The sequence below is a fragment of the Mycolicibacterium sp. 624 genome (assembly GCF_040548615.1).
Classification (GTDB): Bacteria; Actinomycetota; Actinomycetes; order Mycobacteriales; family Mycobacteriaceae; genus Mycobacterium.
Map to the genome: position 1 here is coordinate 24,003 of NZ_JBEPRZ010000005.1, position 20,121 is coordinate 44,123.

At 65.4% G+C, this 20,121-nt stretch carries 20 protein-coding genes and 1 pseudogene; 7 read left to right on the top strand and 14 right to left on the bottom strand.

Annotated features, from left to right (window positions below; all coding sequences use genetic code 11):
* Nucleotide 1: 1 nt before the first annotated feature.
* From ABIA65_RS19780 to ABIA65_RS19805, 6 genes are all read right to left on the bottom strand, one after another.
* Complete coding sequence (locus tag ABIA65_RS19780) at nucleotides 2-1,420, bottom strand: amidase (protein ID WP_241400830.1); 1,419 nt, start codon at nucleotides 1,418-1,420, stop codon at nucleotides 2-4.
* A 39-nt stretch (nucleotides 1,421-1,459) separates the two neighbouring features.
* Nucleotides 1,460-2,779: a purine-cytosine permease family protein gene (locus ABIA65_RS19785; RefSeq protein WP_354524662.1), complete on the bottom strand. Its 1,320-nt coding sequence runs from the start codon at nucleotides 2,777-2,779 to the stop codon at nucleotides 1,460-1,462.
* Nucleotides 2,780-3,110: 331 nt separating this feature from the next.
* Nucleotides 3,111-3,881 carry a crotonase/enoyl-CoA hydratase family protein gene (locus tag ABIA65_RS19790; RefSeq protein ID WP_354524663.1) on the bottom strand — a complete coding sequence of 257 codons (771 nt, stop codon included), beginning with the start codon at nucleotides 3,879-3,881 and terminating at the stop codon, nucleotides 3,111-3,113.
* Entirely contained in the window at nucleotides 3,878-4,591 is a 714-nt protein-coding gene (locus ABIA65_RS19795; protein ID WP_241405823.1) for a PaaX family transcriptional regulator C-terminal domain-containing protein, read from the bottom strand. The genes ABIA65_RS19790 and ABIA65_RS19795 overlap by 4 nt, the downstream gene beginning before the upstream one ends.
* Before the next feature lie 15 nt (nucleotides 4,592-4,606).
* Nucleotides 4,607-5,545 (bottom strand): crotonase/enoyl-CoA hydratase family protein, encoded by a 939-nt coding sequence (locus ABIA65_RS19800; RefSeq protein ID WP_241400833.1) that lies wholly within the window; start codon nucleotides 5,543-5,545, stop codon nucleotides 4,607-4,609.
* Nucleotides 5,542-7,179, bottom strand: coding sequence for an acyl-CoA dehydrogenase family protein (locus tag ABIA65_RS19805; protein WP_241400834.1), 1,638 nt, complete (start codon nucleotides 7,177-7,179; stop codon nucleotides 5,542-5,544). The genes ABIA65_RS19800 and ABIA65_RS19805 overlap by 4 nt, the downstream gene beginning before the upstream one ends.
* Nucleotides 7,180-7,271: 92 nt before the next feature.
* Between ABIA65_RS19805 and ABIA65_RS19810 the strand changes: the two are divergent.
* Nucleotides 7,272-7,547: pseudogene (locus ABIA65_RS19810) on the top strand (cupin domain-containing protein); the annotation flags it as partial.
* Here the strand turns inward: ABIA65_RS19810 and ABIA65_RS19815 are convergent.
* The 6 genes from ABIA65_RS19815 to ABIA65_RS19840 form a co-directional block, all read right to left on the bottom strand.
* Nucleotides 7,485-8,720: a phosphatase PAP2 family protein gene (locus ABIA65_RS19815; RefSeq protein WP_354524664.1), complete on the bottom strand. Its 1,236-nt coding sequence runs from the start codon at nucleotides 8,718-8,720 to the stop codon at nucleotides 7,485-7,487. The pseudogene ABIA65_RS19810 and the gene ABIA65_RS19815 overlap by 63 nt on opposite strands.
* A 121-nt stretch (nucleotides 8,721-8,841) precedes the next feature.
* Nucleotides 8,842-9,588 (bottom strand): SDR family NAD(P)-dependent oxidoreductase, encoded by a 747-nt coding sequence (locus tag ABIA65_RS19820; protein ID WP_241400836.1) that lies wholly within the window; start codon nucleotides 9,586-9,588, stop codon nucleotides 8,842-8,844.
* 30 nt (nucleotides 9,589-9,618) lie between these two features.
* Nucleotides 9,619-10,407 (bottom strand): amino acid ABC transporter ATP-binding protein, encoded by a 789-nt coding sequence (locus ABIA65_RS19825; RefSeq protein WP_241400837.1) that lies wholly within the window; start codon nucleotides 10,405-10,407, stop codon nucleotides 9,619-9,621.
* A 92-nt stretch (nucleotides 10,408-10,499) separates the two neighbouring features.
* On the bottom strand, nucleotides 10,500-11,213 hold the full coding sequence (locus tag ABIA65_RS19830) for an amino acid ABC transporter permease (RefSeq protein WP_241400838.1): 714 nt from the start codon (nucleotides 11,211-11,213) through the stop codon (nucleotides 10,500-10,502).
* On the bottom strand, nucleotides 11,213-12,226 hold the full coding sequence (locus ABIA65_RS19835; RefSeq protein ID WP_241400839.1) for an arginase family protein: 1,014 nt from the start codon (nucleotides 12,224-12,226) through the stop codon (nucleotides 11,213-11,215). Before ABIA65_RS19835 ends, ABIA65_RS19830 begins: the two co-directional genes overlap by 1 nt.
* Before the next feature lie 64 nt (nucleotides 12,227-12,290).
* Nucleotides 12,291-13,154: a substrate-binding periplasmic protein gene (locus tag ABIA65_RS19840; protein ID WP_241400840.1), complete on the bottom strand. Its 864-nt coding sequence runs from the start codon at nucleotides 13,152-13,154 to the stop codon at nucleotides 12,291-12,293.
* Nucleotides 13,155-13,371: 217 nt separating this feature from the next.
* Here ABIA65_RS19840 and ABIA65_RS19845 point away from each other — a divergent pair, with 217 nt between their 5' ends.
* Genes ABIA65_RS19845 through pdxS form a run of 4 tightly spaced genes read left to right on the top strand, consistent with a single transcriptional unit; the run spans nucleotide 13,372 to nucleotide 16,634 of the window.
* Nucleotides 13,372-14,160 (top strand): LamB/YcsF family protein, encoded by a 789-nt coding sequence (locus tag ABIA65_RS19845; protein WP_241400841.1) that lies wholly within the window; start codon nucleotides 13,372-13,374, stop codon nucleotides 14,158-14,160.
* 49 nt (nucleotides 14,161-14,209) lie between these two features.
* Nucleotides 14,210-14,821, top strand: coding sequence for a 5-oxoprolinase subunit B family protein (locus ABIA65_RS19850; RefSeq protein ID WP_354524665.1), 612 nt, complete (start codon nucleotides 14,210-14,212; stop codon nucleotides 14,819-14,821).
* Nucleotides 14,812-15,693, top strand: coding sequence for a 5-oxoprolinase subunit C family protein (locus tag ABIA65_RS19855; RefSeq protein WP_241400843.1), 882 nt, complete (start codon nucleotides 14,812-14,814; stop codon nucleotides 15,691-15,693). The genes ABIA65_RS19850 and ABIA65_RS19855 overlap by 10 nt, the downstream gene beginning before the upstream one ends.
* Nucleotides 15,694-15,704: 11 nt before the next feature.
* Entirely contained in the window at nucleotides 15,705-16,634 is a 930-nt protein-coding gene (gene pdxS / locus ABIA65_RS19860) for a pyridoxal 5'-phosphate synthase lyase subunit PdxS (protein WP_354524666.1), read from the top strand.
* Between the two features lie 33 nt (nucleotides 16,635-16,667).
* Here the strand turns inward: pdxS and ABIA65_RS19865 are convergent, their stop codons facing one another.
* The gene (locus ABIA65_RS19865) at nucleotides 16,668-17,057 is read right to left on the bottom strand and encodes a RidA family protein (RefSeq protein WP_241400845.1); all 390 of its coding nucleotides are present in this window, start codon (nucleotides 17,055-17,057) and stop codon (nucleotides 16,668-16,670) included.
* Nucleotides 17,044-17,901 carry a MurR/RpiR family transcriptional regulator gene (locus tag ABIA65_RS19870; RefSeq protein WP_241400846.1) on the bottom strand — a complete coding sequence of 286 codons (858 nt, stop codon included), beginning with the start codon at nucleotides 17,899-17,901 and terminating at the stop codon, nucleotides 17,044-17,046. Before ABIA65_RS19870 ends, ABIA65_RS19865 begins: the two co-directional genes overlap by 14 nt.
* A gap of 116 nt (nucleotides 17,902-18,017) precedes the next feature.
* On the opposite strand from ABIA65_RS19870, the gene ABIA65_RS19875 reads away from it, so the two are divergent.
* A complete protein-coding gene (locus ABIA65_RS19875) occupies nucleotides 18,018-18,848 on the top strand; it encodes a glutamate racemase (protein WP_354524667.1) in 831 nt (276 codons plus the stop codon).
* A complete protein-coding gene (locus ABIA65_RS19880; RefSeq protein WP_241400848.1) occupies nucleotides 18,845-20,065 on the top strand; it encodes a pyridoxal phosphate-dependent aminotransferase in 1,221 nt (406 codons plus the stop codon). The genes ABIA65_RS19875 and ABIA65_RS19880 overlap by 4 nt, the downstream gene beginning before the upstream one ends.
* Nucleotides 20,066-20,121: the final 56 nt, after the last annotated feature.

Genomic DNA, 20,121 nt, shown 5'->3' on the forward strand with positions numbered 1-20,121 from the left:
ATCAGACGGCGGGGTGTCGTTTGTTCCACGGCGTAACCGCCTGGAGGGCACCCACGATGTCGACGAGCCTGCGCTCCTCGAACGCACTGCCGACCATCTGCAATCCGACGGGAAACGGATGCCCAGCCTCGGTGGTGGTGAAGCCGCCGGGGAAGGTGATCGTCGGGAGCTGCGACAGGGTGAACGGAACGGTGAACCGGTGCACCCCTGCGGTCGTCTCATCGTCCATGCGGACCATCTTCTCGACCGTCGGCGCGATGAAGGACATCGCGGGAATCAGCGCCGCGTCCACGTGGCCGAGAACCTCCTCCATCCGTGCCTTGAACACCAGCCGCCGCTGCAGGAGCACGTCGTAGGCGATACCGGACATACCGATCCCGAGTTCGATCAGTTCGCGCAGCGCCGGGCCATAGGTGTCCTTGTGCACGGGGTACAGATCCCGGTGAGCACGCGCGGTCTGCACGGCGCACACGCCGAACCAGTCGGTGATGGCCTCAGTCGGATCGGGCAGGGTGATAGGTATCAACTCAGCGCCGAGGTCGCGCAGCGTCTGCTCCGCCTCCCGGTGCGCATTCTCGACGTCCAGGCTGACATCGCGATAGCTCCATTCGGGGTCGACACCAATCCGGACGCCCGACAGGGACGCCGGTGGCTGCGTGTCGAATCCGGGCACTGGCCGCAACGAGGCCGTCGGATCGCGCGGATCCGCACCGGCGATCGCGCCGAGCACCAGTCCGGCGTCCCGCGCAGATCGACAGATCGGGCCGACGTGGTCCAGCGTCGCCGCGAGTTCCACGACACCAGCCCGGCTCACCCGACCCCACGTCGGCTTCAGACCCGTCGCGCCATTTGACGCCGACGGCATACGGATCGAACCGCCCGTGTCGGAGCCGAGAGCGCCGAAGCACAGGCCTGCGACTGGAGCCACGCCACTGCCACTCGAGGAGACACCGACCCAACGGTTGGGATCCCAGGGGTTCAGGGGCGCCTTGAACGGGGGCGTGTGCTCGGTGTACACACCCTCGGTGGTGTGCACCTTGCCCATGATGACCGCACCGGCCTGCTCGAGCCTCTCCACAACCGTCGCGGAGGTGGCCGCCACCTGCCCCGCCCGGGCCGCCATTCCGGCTTCGGTGCGCCACCCGGCCTTGTCGTAGATGTCCTTGATGGCCAGCGGTATCCCGTCCAGGGGACCACGTGCCGCGCCGGCCCTGCGTCGCTCGTCGGACTGTGCGGCTTGGGCCATGGCCTGTTCGGCGGCGACGAAAGCGTAGGACCCCAACCGCTGATCCACTCCCGCGATTCTGTCCAGGGTCAGCTGGGTCAGCGCTTGTGCCGTGACGTCGCCGCCAGCCAGCAGATCCGCCACCTCGCAGATCTCAAGGTAGTGCAGATCGTCGGTGGAGTTCTCATCGGTCATATCGTCAATCTCCCTACCGTAGACGCTGTTTCAGCAATATCAGTCGACTGCATCTGCCACAACGACACGAGCGTCACGCTCGTCATCGTCGGCAGCCGCCGCGGGAGTACCGTACTGCGAGCCTCTGGTCAGCACGGTGAGCGGGATGTACACGATGGGCCCGACCAGCATCGCCGCGAATGAGGCGAAGTGCATCGGGTAGACGCCCAGGACACCCAGTGCGCCAACTGTCACGCCGGCCGCCAGCGCCGCCATGCCACACAGGTTCCAGTCCTTGACCCGGCCCTCTCGATACTCGATCTGGCTGCCCGGGGCAAGCTTCAGCAGCTTTCGACATACGAAGTAGTCACTGAGCAGGATGAAGATCCACGTGTTGGTCATGACACCCGTGACGGCGAGGAACTTGTCGGTGTACTGCAGGACATTGATCGGGTACAGCAACACACCGAGACCGACCAGAAGCACCATCCACCATTGCCGGCCAATGCGTTTGGGGGAAAGCACATCCCAGGCATTGGACAGCGCGAGAGAACCCGAATACAGATTCATCACGTTGATTCGCACCTGCGTCAGGACCGCGAACACAACGCCGAGGACTCCCATCACGATCGCGAATATCAGGCCGGGATCGGTCGCAGCGAGTTCCTGCTCGGCCCGGGTCCCGTCGAAGTGGGAGATCATCGTGAAGCCGAGGAAGACACCGAACAGCATCACCACTGCGATCATCAGCAGCTCGACGAGCATCACTCCGGCTGTTCCGACGTACGAGACCGATCGCTTCACGAAGCGTCCGTAATCGGTGGCGATCAGAGCCTGGAACACGACCTGACCATTTGCCAGGCTCAGTGCCTGCCACATGGCAGTCGCTGACACACCGTCCTGCACGGCCCACTCCCCCGGGCCGACCAGCACGTAGCCGTTGGCCAACATCACCATGCCGATGACGAACAGGATCAGAAATATCGGCATCCCGAAGCGTTGCAGGATGTTCATGGAGTGCATACCGCGCCACGAGTAGTAGAGCGCGATGAGGGCGACGATTCCGAACACCACACTGGCGGCAGCGGAGTTGATTGATATACCAGCGATCTCGCTGAGGCCATGCGAGACGATACTGCCCTCGAAAATGAAGTAGAAGACGTAGTTGACGGCGTAGACGAACGAGGCAATCGCAGAGCCTCGACCGCCGAAACCAAGCCCCCGAGAGAGAAGCGGCAGGGACAAGCCCTCCTGGCTCGCAATTCTCATCACCAGCGCTCCGACCACTGTCGCGCCGATGACCATGTAGGCGATCGGAACGAGCACCGTCGGCCACCCCACCAGGAAGCCCATCTGGCCGCCCAGCGCAAACCAGAACATCGCTGTCACATTCCCCGTGAGAACCAGGAGAATGGCCGGCCGGCGCCACCGCTGACTATCCGGGACCCGCGTGGTCGCGTAGCTCTCTATCTGATCATCAAGGCTGGTGGCCGGACCCTGAAAGTAGTTACCGAAGCTCAACGAATAAATCCCTTCTCACCGTCACCACGGGACCGATGACGAAATGCACGCTGCCGCAACGTCCGTCAAACAGGGACTCCGGCACGAACACATCTAGTGATGTGTTCTACATCTCAGCCGCAGAGCGGCCATACGTCAACGGACAGTACTGCAGTCCGTCGTGCAGAAATGCACGGCCACGGGCCAGGAGTTAGGTACTCGCGCCGTGCCTGCCCGCCCCGTCGGCGAATCGCTTTGCACCGGCCAGCGACTCGGACGACACCTTCGACAGGCTGGCGAATTCGGCGTCGATTGCCTCGGCCTCGGCCATCCCCCACTGCCCCAACATCGACAGCCGGTCGGCACGCATGCACAGCTGCGGCAACCCGGCGAGTTCAGCGGCTAGTTCCTCTGCGACGCGGCGTGACTCGCCCTTGGGGGCGATGCGATTGGCCAACCCCATGTCCAACGCCTCCTGGGCGCCGACGGCGCGTCCGGTGAGGATGAGGTCCATCGCCCGACCGTGGCCGATCAGTCGGGGTAGCCGAACCGTGCCGCCGTCGATGAGCGGCACACCCCAGCGCCGACAGAACACGCCGAACACCGCGTCCTCCTCGGCGATCCGCAGGTCACACCACAAGGCCAACTCGAGACCGCCCGCAACGGCGTAGCCGCTGACGGCCGCGATCACCGGCTTGGACAGCACCATCCGCGTCGGGCCCATCGGGCCGGGTCCGGTGCGGTGTGCCGGGTTCATGTCTGGCGTGCCAAATGCTTTGAGGTCCGCGCCCGCACAGAAGGTTTCGTTGTCTCCCCAGAGCACCGCCACAGACGCCGAATCGTCGCGGTCGAACTCCTCGAATGCCGCGAGCAGTTCCGCGGCTGCGGGACCGTTGACGGCATTGCGGGCCGCGGGCCGGTTCATGATTACCGTGGTCACCGCGCCGTTGCGCTCGACCCGTACGCCGCCAGGTGTACTCATGTCGCCTCCATCAGTGCCGCGTCGTCGCGGCGCGCCACCAGTTCGGTGGCGAAGTCGTGATATGCCGCGCGCAGTGCGTCACCGGGCCAGTCGCCGGGAAGCAGTTCAGCGGGTAGCACCGGGTCTGTGAGCAGGTGTCGCACCGCCGCGGCGGCCGCAGTGAACCGGCCTGGGATGTCAGCGGCAGAGGCCATCTCGTCGAGGAGCCGATTCCCGTTGTCCGCCCATGTCGGCAGGTCCCACAGCCGACTGGCGAGATCGGCCGGATTGTCGTCGCGCGCGGCCAGCACCCGCACGCGCTCGCGCAGCCCACCCCGCAGATCAGCCTCAAGGTTCGCGGGCCGCATCCACACGCCCTCGCGCAGCTCACCGAATCGCTTTTCCTGCAGTGCTGTTCGCAGCGCGGCGCGACTACGTGCGTCGATGCCCACGCTCGTCACGATCACCGTCGTCCAGAGCCCGTCCCAGCTGCGCACGCGAGGATCCAGCGCATCATCCTGGCGCCGCTGTCTGGCGAGAAGCCGCTCCGACAGCCGGTAGCCATCTGCCGATCGGACCAGGTCACCGGCGCCCACCATGCGGGTCAGCGCCACCCGAAGCGTGGACTCACGGATGTCGAAATCTGCTGTCAACCTGATCAGTTCACCCGCCGACGCCCACGCCGGGTGCGCGCCGAGCAATACGCTCAGCACCACCGAGCGCGCCGTCATGCGCTTGTCCACCGGTCACACCCCGGACGTCTGGCGCCCGGCGTCGCCGAACGGTTCGTCGCGGCTGCGGACCGCATCCCGGAAGCCATGTTCACGCGCCTCCGCGACGAACGCGTGCCCCTCGGGGGTGTGTCTCGCGACGCCGTCGAACACCGTGCTGACCATCCGAGATGTCGCGATGCCCTGGTTGATCAGCGCGGTGTTGAGCGCCAACTTCGCCATGATCAACTGGTTGACGGGCATCGCCGCGATGCGTCCCACCAGACGTTCGGTGCGCTCGTCGAGGTCTGCGGGATCGGGTGCCTCCACCGCCAGCCCCCAGTCGGCGGCCTGAGCGCCCGAGATGCAATCCCCGGTGAAAAGAAGGCGTTTGGCGCGCTGATCCCCCAGCCGGTGAGCCCACAGTCCGGCGGCGGGCACGCCCCATACCCGCATCGGCGGGTAGCCGATCTTGGCGTCCGATGCGGCGATCACCTGGTCGGCGTGCAGTGCGATGTCGGTGCCGCCGGCCACGCAGTAGCCATGGATCTTGACCACCGTCGGCTTGTCGGCGTGCATCAGGCTGGAGAACCCGCGGACGAACCGGCTCATCATCTGATAGTCGATCATCGGGTCCCATGGCCGATCCGGCAGATGGTTGATCCCCTGAGTCTGGCCGGAGAGCACGGTGTCCCGGTACGGGCTGCCACCTCCCGCCGAGGACGATCCCTCGGCGTAGGCCGAGAGGTCGAAGCCGGCGCAGAATCCCTCACCGCGACCCGACACCAGGATGACGTGCACGGCGGGGTCGAGGTCGGCGCGCTCGACGAGCGCGGAGAGTTCCAACGGCGTGTCGGCGACGATCGCGTTGCCCTTCTCGGGGCGATTGAACGTGATCCGCGCGACGCGGTCGGTCACCTCGTAGGTCATGGTCTTCAGATCATCGAAGTCCACCGGCCTGATCGCGTGCGTCATCCCTTGACCATGGCGCGCTCAAGGATAGGCGCGAGATCCAGTCCCGTGGGCAGGGTTCCGAACGCAGCACCCCACTGCCCGCCGAGCCTGCTGGCCAGGAACGCCTCGGCGACGGCGGGATGGCCGTGGCGCACCAGCAGCGAGCCCTGCAGGGCCAGCGAGATGTCCTCGGCCACCTTGCGCGCTCGGTACTCGATGGTCTCGAGGTCACCTTCGGCGCCAAGTGTCCTCCGCAGGGTGGCGACGTGAGCGTCCAGGCGGGCATCCTGACCGGCAGCGCTGCCCAACTCGTCGAAGAGCACCTCGATGCACTCCGGCCGAGTCGCCATGGCGCGCAGCGTGTCCAGCGCGCTGACGTTGCCCGAACCCTCCCAGATACCCATGAGCGGCGCCTCACGGTAGAGGCGCGGCATACCCGACTCCTCGACGTAGCCGTTGCCGCCGAGGCATTCCATCGCCTCGGCCGCATGCGGTGTCGCGCGCTTGCACACCCAGTACTTCGCGGCGGCCAGGCCGATACGGCGCAGCATCGTCTCGCGTTCATCACCGCGGACGGCCTTGTCGGTGGCGCCGGCCATCCGCATCGCGAGCATTGTCGCGGCCTCGGCCTCCACGGCGAGGTCGGCAAGAACGTTGCGCATCAGCGGCTGATCTATCAGGTACGCGCCGAATGCCTTTCGGTGTGCGGCGTGATGAATCGCGCGGGCCAGGCCGCTGCGCATGCTGGTGGCGCTGCCCAGCGTGCAGTCCAGGCGGGTCAGGTTGACCATCTCGATGATGGTCGGCACACCGCGGCCCTCCTCGCCGACGAGCCAGGCGATCGCCCCGTCGTACTCCACCTCGCTGGAGGCGTTGGCGTGGTTGCCGAGCTTGTCCTTGAGCCGCTGCAGAAACATCCTGTTGCGAGTGCCGTCGGGCAGGATGCGCGGCAGCAGGAAGCAGCTGAGCCCGCCCGGTGCCTGGGCGAGCACCAGGAAGATGTCGCACATCGGCGCCGAGGTGAACCACTTGTGTCCGGTGATGCTGTACGTCCCGAACCCGTTGGGCACTGCCGCGGTGGTGCCCGCCCGAACGTCGGAGCCGCCCTGCTTCTCCGTCATCGACATGCCGGCGGTGATGCCCGCCTTGCGGTTGGGGACCTTGAGTTCGGGATCGTAGACACGACTGCTCAGCAGCGGTTCGTAGACGGCCGACAGCTCCGGGTTGAAGCGCAGCGCTGGCACCACTGCATAGGTCATCGAGATCGGACAGATGTGACCGGGTTCCGGCGTCCACACCGACGTCTTGGCGGCCCGCACCACGTGCGCGCCGGGACGGTCGTCGGCCCACGGTGCGGCGTGCAGACCGTGACCGACCGCGACGGTCATCAGTTCGTGATAGGCGGGGTCGTACTCCACCTCGTCGACGCGATGGCCGGTCCGGTCGTGGGTGTGCAGCACCGGCCGGTTGCGGTCGGCGAGTTCGCCCCAACGCTGCGCCTGCGGACTCCCGGACAGCGCGCCCAGGGCGGCGACCTCGTCCAGGCCCCACTCGCCGCCCTCGCGGATCAGCGCCTCAGTGAGGACCGGCGAGGTCGCGGGGTTGTAATCCTGCAGCGGTGGAACTTGATTGGTGACGACGTGTGTGTCTGCCATACCCCACTGTTACATTTTTCCGACAGTCGCACAAGAGTCGTAACATCGATGTGGGTCCGCGCCAAGCCTGATGTCGGTCCGCGCCAGACATAATGTTCCGCGTGAAGCTCAATACCTCTGTAAGCGCCGCGACCCTGCACCTCGACCACTCGCCCGTGCCCGCCGATCAGTCTGTGGGTGGGGCCCCCACGACGGCCACATCCGCCATCGGCGAGTTCAGTGGCCTTGAGGTCGGCGTGTGGGAGATGACCCCCGGTGTGATGAGCGACGTGGAGGCCGACGAGGTCTTCGTCGTGCTGTCGGGATCAGCGACTGTCGAGTTCGCGGACGACAGTCCGACGCTGCACGTCGGCGTCGGCGATGTCGTCCGGCTGGGCGCTGGCGCACAGACCGTCTGGACCGTCACTGAGACCATCAGGAAGGTATATCTGTCCGTCGGGTGACGGTGGCGGTGGCGGTATCGATGTCGGTGGTGCCGCGGATTTGGACGCCGATCTGGACCGCCACGCCTTGTATCGGTTGATGGCGAGCATCACGCCCGCGGCGAAAGCCCAGCCGAGCAGGATGTCCACCACGTAGTGCTCGGCGGTGTAGACCAGCGTGAACGCCATGATCAGCGGATAGGCCACCAGCAGCGGCCGCCACTTGCGGTTCACCCTGTGCCAGAGGAACGCGGCGATCGCGGCCGTCATACCCGCGTGCAGCGACGGAATCGCCGCCACCAGGTTCACGCTCGCCTGCCCCTGGTCGATCAGCGCACTGGCCGAGTGCAGGTTGAGCTTGCCCCAGCCACGCGCGACGATGCGTTCGATCCAGGGGTTGGCGCCGTCGTTGGTCGTCTGCATGGACCCGAGCAGGCCGCCGTCGGTCACGCCGCGCGCCGAGCGGAACATGCAGCGCGGGTCCGATGGGCCGCCCTCGACGTCACCGGATGTGCATCGTGCGGCCGCCCACGGCGGCGCGGCGGGTACCGCCGCGTAGACGATCAGCGCCGCGAAGTTCAGCAATACGAACAGGCGGACGAAGGCCTTCCACTCCTCGCGGTTGCGCAGCCACAGCACACCGGCCACCACGTACGGGAGGATGAAGAACGACATGTAGACGGTGCTGATGGCCACCTCCCACCACGGCGGATGAGGCAGCTTGAGCCGCTCCTGCAGCCACACCGTGGGCATGGTGCCGAAGAACAGCCACCGGTCCAGGTCGGCCTGCCAGTGCCACAGCGTGGGGCGTCCGATCAGGGTCGCCGCTCCCCTGCTCAGGTCGTAGGCGACGAGTACCAGCGCGAACGGCAGCCAGTCGCGGATGACGTAGAGCATTCGGCGGCCCTGTCCGATGCTGGCCGCCAGGAGGCCGGTGCTGATGTAGAGCAGCAGCAGTTCGCGGTTGAAGGCGAAGCCGTCGGTGGCGGTTCGATACACCACGACGCCCGCCCAGACGGCGATGGCCGTCCATCGAATGACTTTGAGCAGGCGCTCTCGACCGGGTTTGGGACCTTCATCTGGCGTCAAGACAATTGACGACTGGTCAATCGCAGACACGCCAGCGAGCGTAGTTCATGGGTCGGCCAGCGCAAATTAGTCGGCCGTTCATTTACCGAACCGTGTTCAAAGGCATCTCGCCGGATGCGCTCATCGATCACGTGAGGAGCCCGTCACCTGATTAAGTACGCAGGTAGGAAGCGCCGTTGAGGTCCAAGATCGCGCCCGATGCCCACTCGGCGTCCGCCGATGCGAGATAGACAATGCCCGATGCGATTTCGCGTGTGGTGCCTACCCGGGCGAACGGGCTTTGCCCGCGAATCGCGGCGCCCTGCGCGCCGTCGAGCTTGACCTGCTGCCTTTCGGTGGCGACGAAACCCGGTGCGATCGCGCTTACGGCAATGTTGTGTGGTGCCAGCGCAAGCGCCAATGACTGGCTCATGGCGTGCATCGCTGCCTTGCTCGCCGCATAGGCGGGGTGGTCCGGTTCGCCGACGAACGCTCCGCGTGAGCCCACGTTGATGATGCGCCCTCCCGATCCGTGCTCGATCATGTGACGCGCCGCCGCCCACGTCACGTTCGCTGTGCCCAGCAGGTTGACGTCGACCATGCCGGTCCAGGCTGCGCACCACCGCTCGAAGTCGACCTCGGCAATCCGGTGCGCGTTCTCGACGGTTGGAGCGATGCCGGCGTTGTTGATCAGCACGTCAACTCTGCCCAGCGCGGCGATTGCGTCGGCCACGATCTGGCGCGCCTGCAGGGGATCTGCGAGGTCGCCGGCGACGACCGCGTGACCGTCACCGGGAAGTTGCGCCGCGGTGCGCTCGGCGCCTGCGCGGCTGGCCGAGTAGTGGACCGCGACGCGATCGCCCAGTTCGGCGAACGCCTGCGCCACCTCGCGTCCGATTCCGCGCGACGCTCCGGTCACCAAAACACATCTCATACGGAACCCCGCTTGCTAGAGGTCGTCGGGATGCAGCACGGCGTGCAGGAACGTCGCCGTACGGGCCTGGGTGGGTTGAGAGAAGATCTGGTCGGGCGGTCCCGATTCAATGATGACGCCCTTGTCCATGACGATGATGCGGTCGGCGACACGCTGCGCGAATCGCATTTCGTGGGTGACGATGACCATCGTCATGCCCTGCTCGGCGAGATCGCGCATCACCTTGAGGACCTCTCCGACCAGTTCGGGGTCAAGAGCCGACGTCGCCTCGTCGAACAGCATCGCCTTCGGCTGCATGGCCAACGCCCTAGCGATGGCCACCCTCTGCTGTTGGCCGCCGGACAGCTGGTGGGGGTAGTTGTCCGCCCGGTCGGCAAGACCCATCTGCGCGAGCAGCGCGCGAGCTACCGACTCGGACTCTTCCGCCGTGACCTTGTTCACCGAACGCGGCGCACACATCACGTTCCCGAGCGCCGAGAGGTGGGGGAACAGATTGAATCGCTGGAACACCATGCCCAATTCACGACGAGCGTCGCGGATTCGTCGTCGATCCAACTTCTCGAGCTCGCCACCGCTGGCACGCTGCAAGCAGATTCCGTCAACGACGATCTCGCCTTCGTCGATGGTCTCCAGCGCGTTGAGCGTGCGAACCAGGGTCGTCTTGCCCGAGCCGCTGGGCCCGATGATCGCCACCACCTCACCACGGGCGATCTCCAGTGTCACGCCGCGGAGCACCTCGATGTCACCGAACCGCTTGTGCAGGTTCCGTGCCGAGATGAGCGGCGCTTCCTCGGCTTTGGTCATGACGCTCCTGATTTCATCGGATTCTGATTGCATCTGAGGTCTGCCCTTCCTTGGCGCCTTCTGCATGGATAGTCGATGTGTCGCCAGGACCGCTAGCCGGCGCTGGCGGCCAGTGCAGGGTCGCGCGGGCGCTTACGCCGAGGCGGAACGCGAGTCGTCAGGTCGAGCCGTCGCTCTAGTCGAAGTACCGCGCGACTCGTCGGGTAACTCAATGCGAGATAGAGCAGGCCGATAACCAAGTACACCTGCATGTATTTGAACGTCTCGGATCCGATCACCTGGCCGGTGAACAACAACTCGGACACCGAGACCGTCGACGCCAGAGCACTGTCCTTGAAGAGCGCGATCGCGTAGTTGCCCGTCGGGGGGATCGCCGAGCGGAATGCCTGAGGCAGGATCGTGTGCCGCATCATTCCGGTCCACGTCATCGCGAGTGCCTCGGATGCCTCCCATTGACCCTTGTCCACTCCCAGGATCGCGCCGCGAAAGACCTCACTGAGATAGGCACTGGTGTTGAGGCCCAAGCCCAGGATTGCGGCGACCAACGGCGACAGACGAAGCCCCGCCGACGGAAGCGCGAAGTACGCGAAGAACAGCTGAAGGATCAGCGGCGTGCCGCGCAGGATCTCGACATAGATCGTCGCCGGGACGTAGAGCAGTCGTCGACGTGGCGACAGCCGCAGCACCGCCACCACCAGGCCCAGGACGACAGCCAACACGAATGCGCCGAAGGTGATCTGCACGGTGAACACCAACCCGTGCATCATGCGGGGCAACCACTCGCTGAGTTCCTCGACTGTGGGCATCAGCGCGACCCGTTGACCGTCTGGCTCGCCGTGGCGGCTCGCTGCGCACCGCGGCGCTCTGCCACGTGGCCCATGAACTCGACGATCAACTGCGTCGCGAGGAACGCCGTCGACTTGTTGGGGTTGTCCAACATCGGATTGAGTTCGACGATGTCGAGTCCACAAACATCGTAATTGTCCGCAAGCCCACACATGGCGTCTCGAAGCTCGTCATAGAGCAGCCCGGAGGGTTCGGGCGTGCCCACTCCTGGAGCCAAGGTCATGTCCAGGACGTCGACGTCGACGCTGAGGTACACAGGCAGATCCGGCTGCAGGGTGGGGAAGAGACGGTCGTTACCGCCCGCCTGAAACTGCTTGGTGGTGAGGACGAAGTTGCCGTCGCGGACGGAGTCCAGGTAGTCCTCTTGCACGGAACGGTAGCTGCGGATACCGACCTGGGTCAGGCTGCGCACGTTCGCCAGCTCCTTGACCTTCCGGATTGGGTTGCCGTGCGCGTGCTGCACCGCATGCGTGTACGGCTGGTAGTCCAGGTGTGCGTCGAAGTGCACCACCTGAAAGTCGTGGTCGAAGGCACGCGCCACGGAGAACGTCGCCGCGTGGTCGCCGCCACCGATGATCGGTAGTGCCCCCGCCGCGATGATCTGACGCACCGTCTCGGTGCCCTTGTCCCATGTCAGATCCGGCTGGGTGTAGATGATGTCCACATCACCGCAGTCGACGATGCGATTCTGTTCCATCTCGCGCTGCAGGTACCGCTTGCCCTCGTCGATATCCCAGAAGCCGGCGGCCGCCCCGGTATTACAGGAGACGAAACGCAGCGACATCTCGCGGATGCTGCGCGGGCCGAATCGAGAACCTGGATACCACCCGGTGCCCTCATCGCTGGGGAAGCCCAGAAACGCGAAGTCGGCATCGAGATTGGCGAGGTCGGTGACGATCGGTGACCGCAAGAACACCGGAATGCCCGTGAATGCGAGGTCCAGCCGTTCCGGCGATGTGCGTGGTGAGTCCATGGGGTCGCTCCTCAGCTCTTCAGATATGGATGTGTTGGTAGATCGATCAGCAGCGTGTGAGTGCTCACTTCGGCAGGAACTGCTCAGCCGGCGTCAGACCCCACTGCTCGAGAATCTTGCCGACTGTGCCGTCCGCCAGCATCTCGTCATAGATCGGATTGAATGCCTCGGTAAATGTCTGATCGGACTTGTTGACCGCAAGCGCGTTCTGGCTCTGCGCCAATGACGGCGACACATATCCGGCCGCCAATTGCGCGCCGAGTGCCGGGTTTTGGTTCAGCGCATACGCCGCCATGGAGGCATCGATCAATGCGCCGTCGACACGGCCGGCCGCGACGTCCTGGATCACTTCGAAGATGGTGGAGTAGACCTTCACCTCAATCGACTCCCCGTCCGGACAACGAGCGCTTGCGTTCTTGAGGTCCTCAGCCCACGTGGTGCCCTTGTAGGTCGCTCCCACGCGCCCGCACAGATCCGCCACGGTCTCGAGCCCGTCAGGATTGCCCTTGCGCACAACCAGTCCCTCGGGATTCACGAAGATCGTGCGCGTGAAGTTGACCTGCTTGGCGCGCTCCTCGGTGGCGAAGATCGCGTCCCCAATCATGTCGATGCGATTGCTGGTGACCGACGGGATGAGGCTGTCGAACGGCATTGCCGTCGACTTCAACGTCGCCTCTATCCCGGCCCGCTTGAGAAACTCGCGCAGGATGTCGGGCACGACGCCGGTTGCCTCACCTGAGTCCGACACCGTCGACCACGGCGCATCGTTGGACGTGCCGATCGTCAACTCCTTCCGCTCCTTGATCGTCCCCATGACGTCGTCGGGCGCTCCTCCTCCAGAACCCGACGAGCACGCCGTGGCGGCAAGTACGCCAATCACGGTCAGGCACACGGGCAGGAGACGACCTCTTCTAGGCAGTTCGAACACGGCGGGCTTCCTCTCTGTGGGACACGAACATCAGCCGGGACGGTAATCACACGTCGAGCCGTGCGATTTCGTCCCGCCGCGATTGGCAGGACCCGTTACGGTGACTAGACACCAGATCTTGCAGCATCGTACGATGTGATGCAAGACATGGCAGCGGACGAATGTGGTGCGACTCGCACGGAGTCGGCGGGCCAACAGTTGACGATCGGAGGAAATCATGACGGCAACCAGGGTGATCTCGCTCAATACGGACATCGGCGAGGGATTCGGGCCGTGGCAGATCGCCGACGACTCAGCGCTTCTGCGGGTCGTCACCGACGCGAACCTGGCCTGCGGGTTCCACGCGTCTGACCCCGACATCATGCGCCGAACTTGCGATGTGGCCGCCGAGCGAGGGATCACCGTGGGAGCCCAGGTCGGCTATCACGATCTCCGCGGCTTCGGCCGCCGCTTCATAGAAGTCGATCCGACCAGCATCACCAATGACGTTCTGTACCAACTGGGTGCGCTGAGCGCCTTCGTGACTGCCGCAGGCAGCAGGATCGGCTATCTGAAGATCCACGGCGCGCTTTATCACGCCGCCGTGGCCCGCGCCGACTACGCGGACGCCGTGATTCGTGCGATCGCCCTCTACGACCTGGACCTGCCGATGATGTGCCAGCCGGGCACTTCATTGTTCGCGGCAGCCAAATCGGTGGGCCTGCGCACGATCGCCGAGGGCTACATCGACCGCGCCTACACGGCAGAGGGCCTCCTGGTACCTCGCGACGTGGCGGGTTCGGTCGTGACCGATCGAGACGAATGTGTCAGGAGGGCACTGCAACTCGCGCTCGAGAATCGCATCGAGGCGATCGACGGGACGGTGATCGATGTGACTGCCGACTCGTTGTGCATCCACTCCGACTCCGCCGGGGCGCCGGAACTTGCGCGCGCCGTGCGCGATGCGCTGGAGGGAGCCGGGGTCGTCGTCGAAGCGCTCGGCCACCCATCCCGTGCCGGTGCCTAGCCCCCAGGTACACGGCGCCACAACCGCTTCAAGAGCTGAGCACCTTCGCGTGCGCGCCGTGGGCGACATCGGCATCCTTGTCGAAGCCGATTCCACCAACACCGTTCGATCCCTTGCGAAGTGGGTCAACGAGCATCGGCTGCGGCTTGATCTACGGGACGTGATACCTGCGGTGACGACACTCTTCATCACAGGCGGATCATCCACCTTGCGCGCCATCCGAGCAGACCTCGACTCGTTCGACGCATCCCAGTTCATTGCGCTTCCGCAGCCCAGCAGGCGCGTGGTCGTCGACGTACGTTACGACGGTCCAGACCTGGCCGGGGTCGCCAGCCGCGTTGGGCTCACGTGTCGTGAGGTCATCGAGATCCACACGGGCAGCGAATACGTCGTGGAGTTCTTCGGATTCGCTCCCGGACAGGCCTTCTTCGGGGGATTGCCCCCGCGCCTGCAGCTACCGCGCCGAAGCACGCCCCGCACACACGTGCCAGCCGGAGCCCTCGCCATCGCCAACGGCTTCACCGTCATTTACCCGCAGAACTCACCGGGAGGGTGGAATCTGATCGGCACGAGGGTGTCGGACCCGCTGTGGGACATCGGCCGCACTCCCCCGAACCGCCTGGACGTGGGAGACATCGTCCAGTTTCGCCAATGCCGGTGATCGAGGTTGTCCGCGCGGGGATGCAGGCGACGATCCAAGATCTTGGGCGCACCGGATTCGGTCACCTCGGCGTACCGGAGGCGGGCGCCATGGATCCCACGAGCCTGCGCCTGGCTAATCGGCTCGTCGGCAATGACGAACACGCCGCCGCGATCGAGTTCCTCCTGGGCGGCTTCGCAATTCGGTTTCACTGCCAACGGGCATTCGCGGTCTGCGGCGCCCCGCTTGAACTACACCTCAACGACATCCCGGTGGCGTCGGGACAGTGGCAACTCGCCAGGGCGGGCGATCTACTCGTCGCGGGACGCGCCGCGTACGGCTTGAGAAGCTATCTCGCGGTCGCTGGCGGCATTGGCGTACCCGCTGTCCTCGGCAGTCGGTCGACGGACACGCTGTCCGGCTTGGGTCCCGACCCCCTCAAACCCGGCGACCTCGTTCCCGTCGACACACCGAGCCGGTGCGCTCCGCTGGTGAACGCGGTGGACTTCACGGTGTCTAGTCCGGTCGCCGAAGTGCCGATCCGTTTCCGATGGGGACCTCGTGAGGACCGATTCACCGAAGGTGCCAGGCGGACACTGGTCGACAGCGTCTTCACGATCAGCAGCGAGGTGGACCGAATTGCCGCTCGTCTCATCGGTCCAACACTCGAGTTCGCCATCACCGAGGACCTGGCAACGGAGGGATTGGCGCTGGGCTCCATTCAGGTTCCCCCGTCCGGCCAGCCCATCATCCACCTGGCCAATCACCCACCCACAGGCGGCTATCCAGTCGTCGGCGTAGTCGCCACCGAGGACGTCGTGCGACTCGCACAGTTGCCGCCCGGCACCCGGATACGCCTGTCGCCCCTACCGTCAACGATGTCCGCCAACTAGGAGCCAATGCAATGACACGTCCATCGCACCACCTGGCCACTCAACCGCGAGTCGACGGCACACAGACCGGCACCGCCCGCGTGAAGCGCGGTATGGCCGAGATGCTCAAGGGTGGGGTCATCATGGACGTCGTCACCCCGGAGCAGGCTCGTATCGCCGAGGGCGCAGGTGCGGTCGCGGTCATGGCGCTCGAGCGCGTGCCCGCCGATATTCGAGCCCAGGGTGGCGTATCGCGGATGAGCGATCCGGACATGATCTCCGGCATCATCGCCGCGGTCACCATCCCTGTGATGGCCAAGGCCCGCATCGGTCACTTCGTGGAGGCGCAGATCCTGGCCAGCCTCGGCGTGGACTACGTCGACGAGTCCGAGGTGCTCACCCCGGCCGACTACGCCAACCACATCGACAAGTGGCGCTTCACGGTTCCCTTCGTATGTGGCGCGACCAACCTGGGCGAGGCGCTGCGCCGCATCACCGAGGGGGCGGCGATGATCCGCTCCAAGGGTGAGGCCGGCACCGGGGATGTCTCCAACGCGACCACCCACATGCGCACGATCCTCGGCGAGATCCGCAGGCTCAGCTCCCTGTCGACCGACGAGTTGTTCGTCGCCGCAAAGGAACTGCAGGCACCGTATGACCTGGTGGTCGAGGTGGCTCGCGCCGGCAAGCTGCCCGTCACGATGTTCACCGCCGGCGGCATCGCCACCCCGGCCGATGCCGCGATGATGATGCAGCTCGGCGCAGAGGGTGTCTTCGTCGGCTCGGGCATCTTCAAGTCCGGTGACCCCGCCGCGCGGGCCGCGGCAATCGTGAAGGCCACCACCTTCTACGACGACGCCGACGTCCTGGCCAAGGTGTCGCGCGGGCTGGGTGAGGCCATGGTCGGCATCAACGTCGAGGACATCGCACAGCCACACCGGCTCGCCGCACGCGGCTGGTGAGTGTGCGTACGGCGGTGGCGATCAACAGAAGTCTCAGCTCGGCTGGGCGTGGCCGCACACGGCACTGATCTCGATGTCGAACCCCGGCAGATCGGACTGCACGATAGCGCGAGCCGGAAACGGTTCGACGACGAATTCCCGCCAAACGGCGTCGAATTCAAATCGCCGCTCAGGATCCCGCAGATACACAGTGACGCTCAACGCATGTGCCAGCGAGGTCCCTGCCGCAGTGGCCACCGCTTCCACATTGCGCAGCGCCTGCCGGGCCTGCTCCTCGAACGACTGGCCGCTCACGTGGACACCATCGGCGGTGCGGGGCGTCTGGCCCGCGAGCCACACCACCCCGTTGTGCCGAATCGCCTGGCTGTACGACCCCGCCGGCGGCGGTGCATCACTGGTCCGGATCGGTTCACGCTCGGTCACGGTCGGCACTCCGCTTCTGCTGGAACTGCTCGGTCAACCGCTCCTCGAATCCCGGTTCCGCGTCGGTACGCAGCTCGACCAGCCTCACCACGAGCGCGTTGAGCAGCGCCGTCGCCGCAACCGTGGAATTGAAGAACGTGACGCTGTCATGACGAACCGTCAGCGTGTGGAGGTGACGGGCGATGGGCAGCGGGGCCAGGGCACTGTCGGTGACGACGACCGTCTGCGCGCCAACCTCGACCGCTCGTTCGATGGTGGCGATGGTGCGGTGGTCGTAGACCGGAAATGTGAAGGCCAGCAGTGCATCTCCGGGTGCGATCAACGCGACGTCGTCCACGTGCGTACCACCCACACCGTCGATGAGACGGACAGAGCGGTGGATCTGGCGGATGTGAAACTCGGCGAGGAAGGCAAGCGCGAACGACGTGCGGAAGCCGCACACATGAATGCGCTGCGCCTTGATGAGCGCGTCGGCCGCGCTGGCGAGCCGCCCCAGATCGAGCGAGGCCACGGTCTGCTGCAGTGCAGACATGTCGCCGCGAAGCGAATCGGCTGCCTTACCGTCGATTTGACCATGCACGTCGGGATGCGCATCGTCCTCGCGGGACTCCCACGCTCGCCGGATGGCAGCCTGCATATCCGGGAAACCGCGGTAACCCATCTTGACAGCGAACCTCACCACCGTCGACTCGCTGACCTCCAGCTCCTCGGCGATCCGCAGGGCCGACAAGGTACCGGCGTTCTGCGAGCTGGTCAGGCAGTAACGCGCCACCTTCTGCTGACTCACGCTGAGCTGGTTCTTCTTTCGCCGAATTCGCTCGGGAAGCGACTCGTTGTCTGCCATCCACATCATCCTTCGTCCAGCGGTCCGACGCCGTCGCGACCGGCGCCGACCACTTCCAATAATTCAGAGCATCGCCTACTTGCATCATATCACCAGAAGATGCAAGATCTTGGATCATGAATGACGTTCGACGCGCTCACGCTCGCGTCCCGATCGTAGGAGTGTTCGACGCGGGGATCGGCGGTTTACCCCTCGCGGCGGCCATCAGACGTAAACGAGCAGACGTCGGGATCGTGTACCTCGCTGACTCGGCACGCCGCCCGTACGGACCGCAACCACAGCACGCGATCAAGAACTACATGGCCGAGGTTGCCGCCTTCTTCGAGGACACCGACTGCGACGCGTGGGTTGTCGCGTGCAACACCGCCAGCGTCGCTGTGCGCGACCTTCCCGCGGGCCGCACCGCTCGCATCGACATGGTTCAGGCCGTCCAACGCGCCGCCGCGGACGTTGGTGACGCACGAATCGGCCTGCTCGCCACAGCGAGCACCGTCGCGAGTGGGGTCATGGTCGAGGCTCTGCCCAACCACGACGTCGTGCAGATAGCCACCGAGCAGCTGCTGCGCCTTGCTGAGGTCGGCTCATCCGATCACGACGTGATCCGTCGCCTCACCGTTGACGCGATCGCGCAGTTGCACGAATCCGATTGCCAAACCGCGATTCTCGCCTGCACTGACTTCACGGCGGTCCTTCCGGTCATGAGAGAGGTCGCGGGAACGGTGACGCTCATCGATCCCCTCGAGGCGGCCGTGGAGCTGACCTTGAAGACCATCCCCGAACCAACATCGATGCCGCTCAACGGCGACCGCGGAGCTGCCGACCGGCTCCTGTTGACCGGACCACACCCCGTCGACGTCCGCCAGCACGCGCTCACCGCGCTCGGACTCGAGCTGCCCCACCCACAGATCGTCACCCTGCCCACGCCAACAACAGGAGGAACTACGTGACCACACCGCATTTCGAACCCGCGAGCCGGATTCAACGGCTTCAACTCCCCGAACGCGCACAGACACACGGTCGGGCCCTTCGCGAGTTGGAGCGCGAACTGGAGGCGACACCGGCCGGTGAGCCGTTCCTCGACATCACCTATGCGGACACCCATCGGTTCCCCCCGCCGGACTGGGCGCTGCAGGCGTTTTCGGCGGCCGCGTCGGGCGAGGGTATGACCTACACGCCGTATCGCGGCGATCCGGGTGTCCTTGCCCAGGTCGCCGAGAATGTCACCCAGCTGCTGGGGACACCCGTCGACCCGAGCCGCGAGCTCATGGTCACTCCCGGCACACAGGCAGGCCTCTACACCGCGATGGCGGCCTTGATCGAGCCCGGCGACCGCGTTGTCGTGCCGGACCCCGACTACCTGACCAGCGCACGCTCGGTTCGCTACTTCGGTGGTGAGGTGGATTCGGTGCCGCTGCTCTGGGAGGGTGACGAACCTCATCTCGATCTCGAAGCGCTGAGGAACGCGCTGGCCAAGAACCCGAAACTGGTGATGTTCTCCCACCCGAACAACCCGACAGGTGCGGTGTTCAGCAAGGCTCACATCGCCGAGATCGCAGCGCTGCTGCGCGACTCCAGCGCCTTTGCCATCGTCGATGAGCTCTATTGCCGCCTGGTGTACGACGGCCGCGAGTTCGCACACCTCGCCGCCGAACCCGGGATGCGGGATCGCGTCATAACCACACTGGGTCCGAGCAAGACCGAGAGCCTCAGCGGGTACCGCATCGGCGCCACCGTCGGCCCCGCCGACATCCTCACCAGCATGGAAGATGTCATGGGAATTGCCGCGTTGCGATGCCCGGCGTATGCCCAGCATCTGTTGCCGCGCTGGATCCGCGACGACGGGCCCTACGTCGCGCAGCGGATCACCGAGTACCAATCACTACGAGACACCACCACCTCGACGCTTAACGCACTACCCGGCGTCTCAGTGGAGCCATGTGGGGGCTCTGCGTACCTGTTCGTCAATACGTCCGGCATCGCCGCATCCGACCAGGACATCGCCCTGGCGCTCAAGTCTCGTGCCGGCCTGGTGGTCAACCCCGGATACCAATTCGGCGCGTTGGGCGCGCACCACTTCCGAATCTGTGTGGCGCAGGACGAGACCGCATGGAAGGACGCGCTCGAGAGGATGGCGTCAGTCCTCTCGGAGTTCCCCCTCCGCTGACCCCGTCCACGGTGTGAGTGGGCATGCCTGTCTGAGGCAGGCATGCCCACTCACAC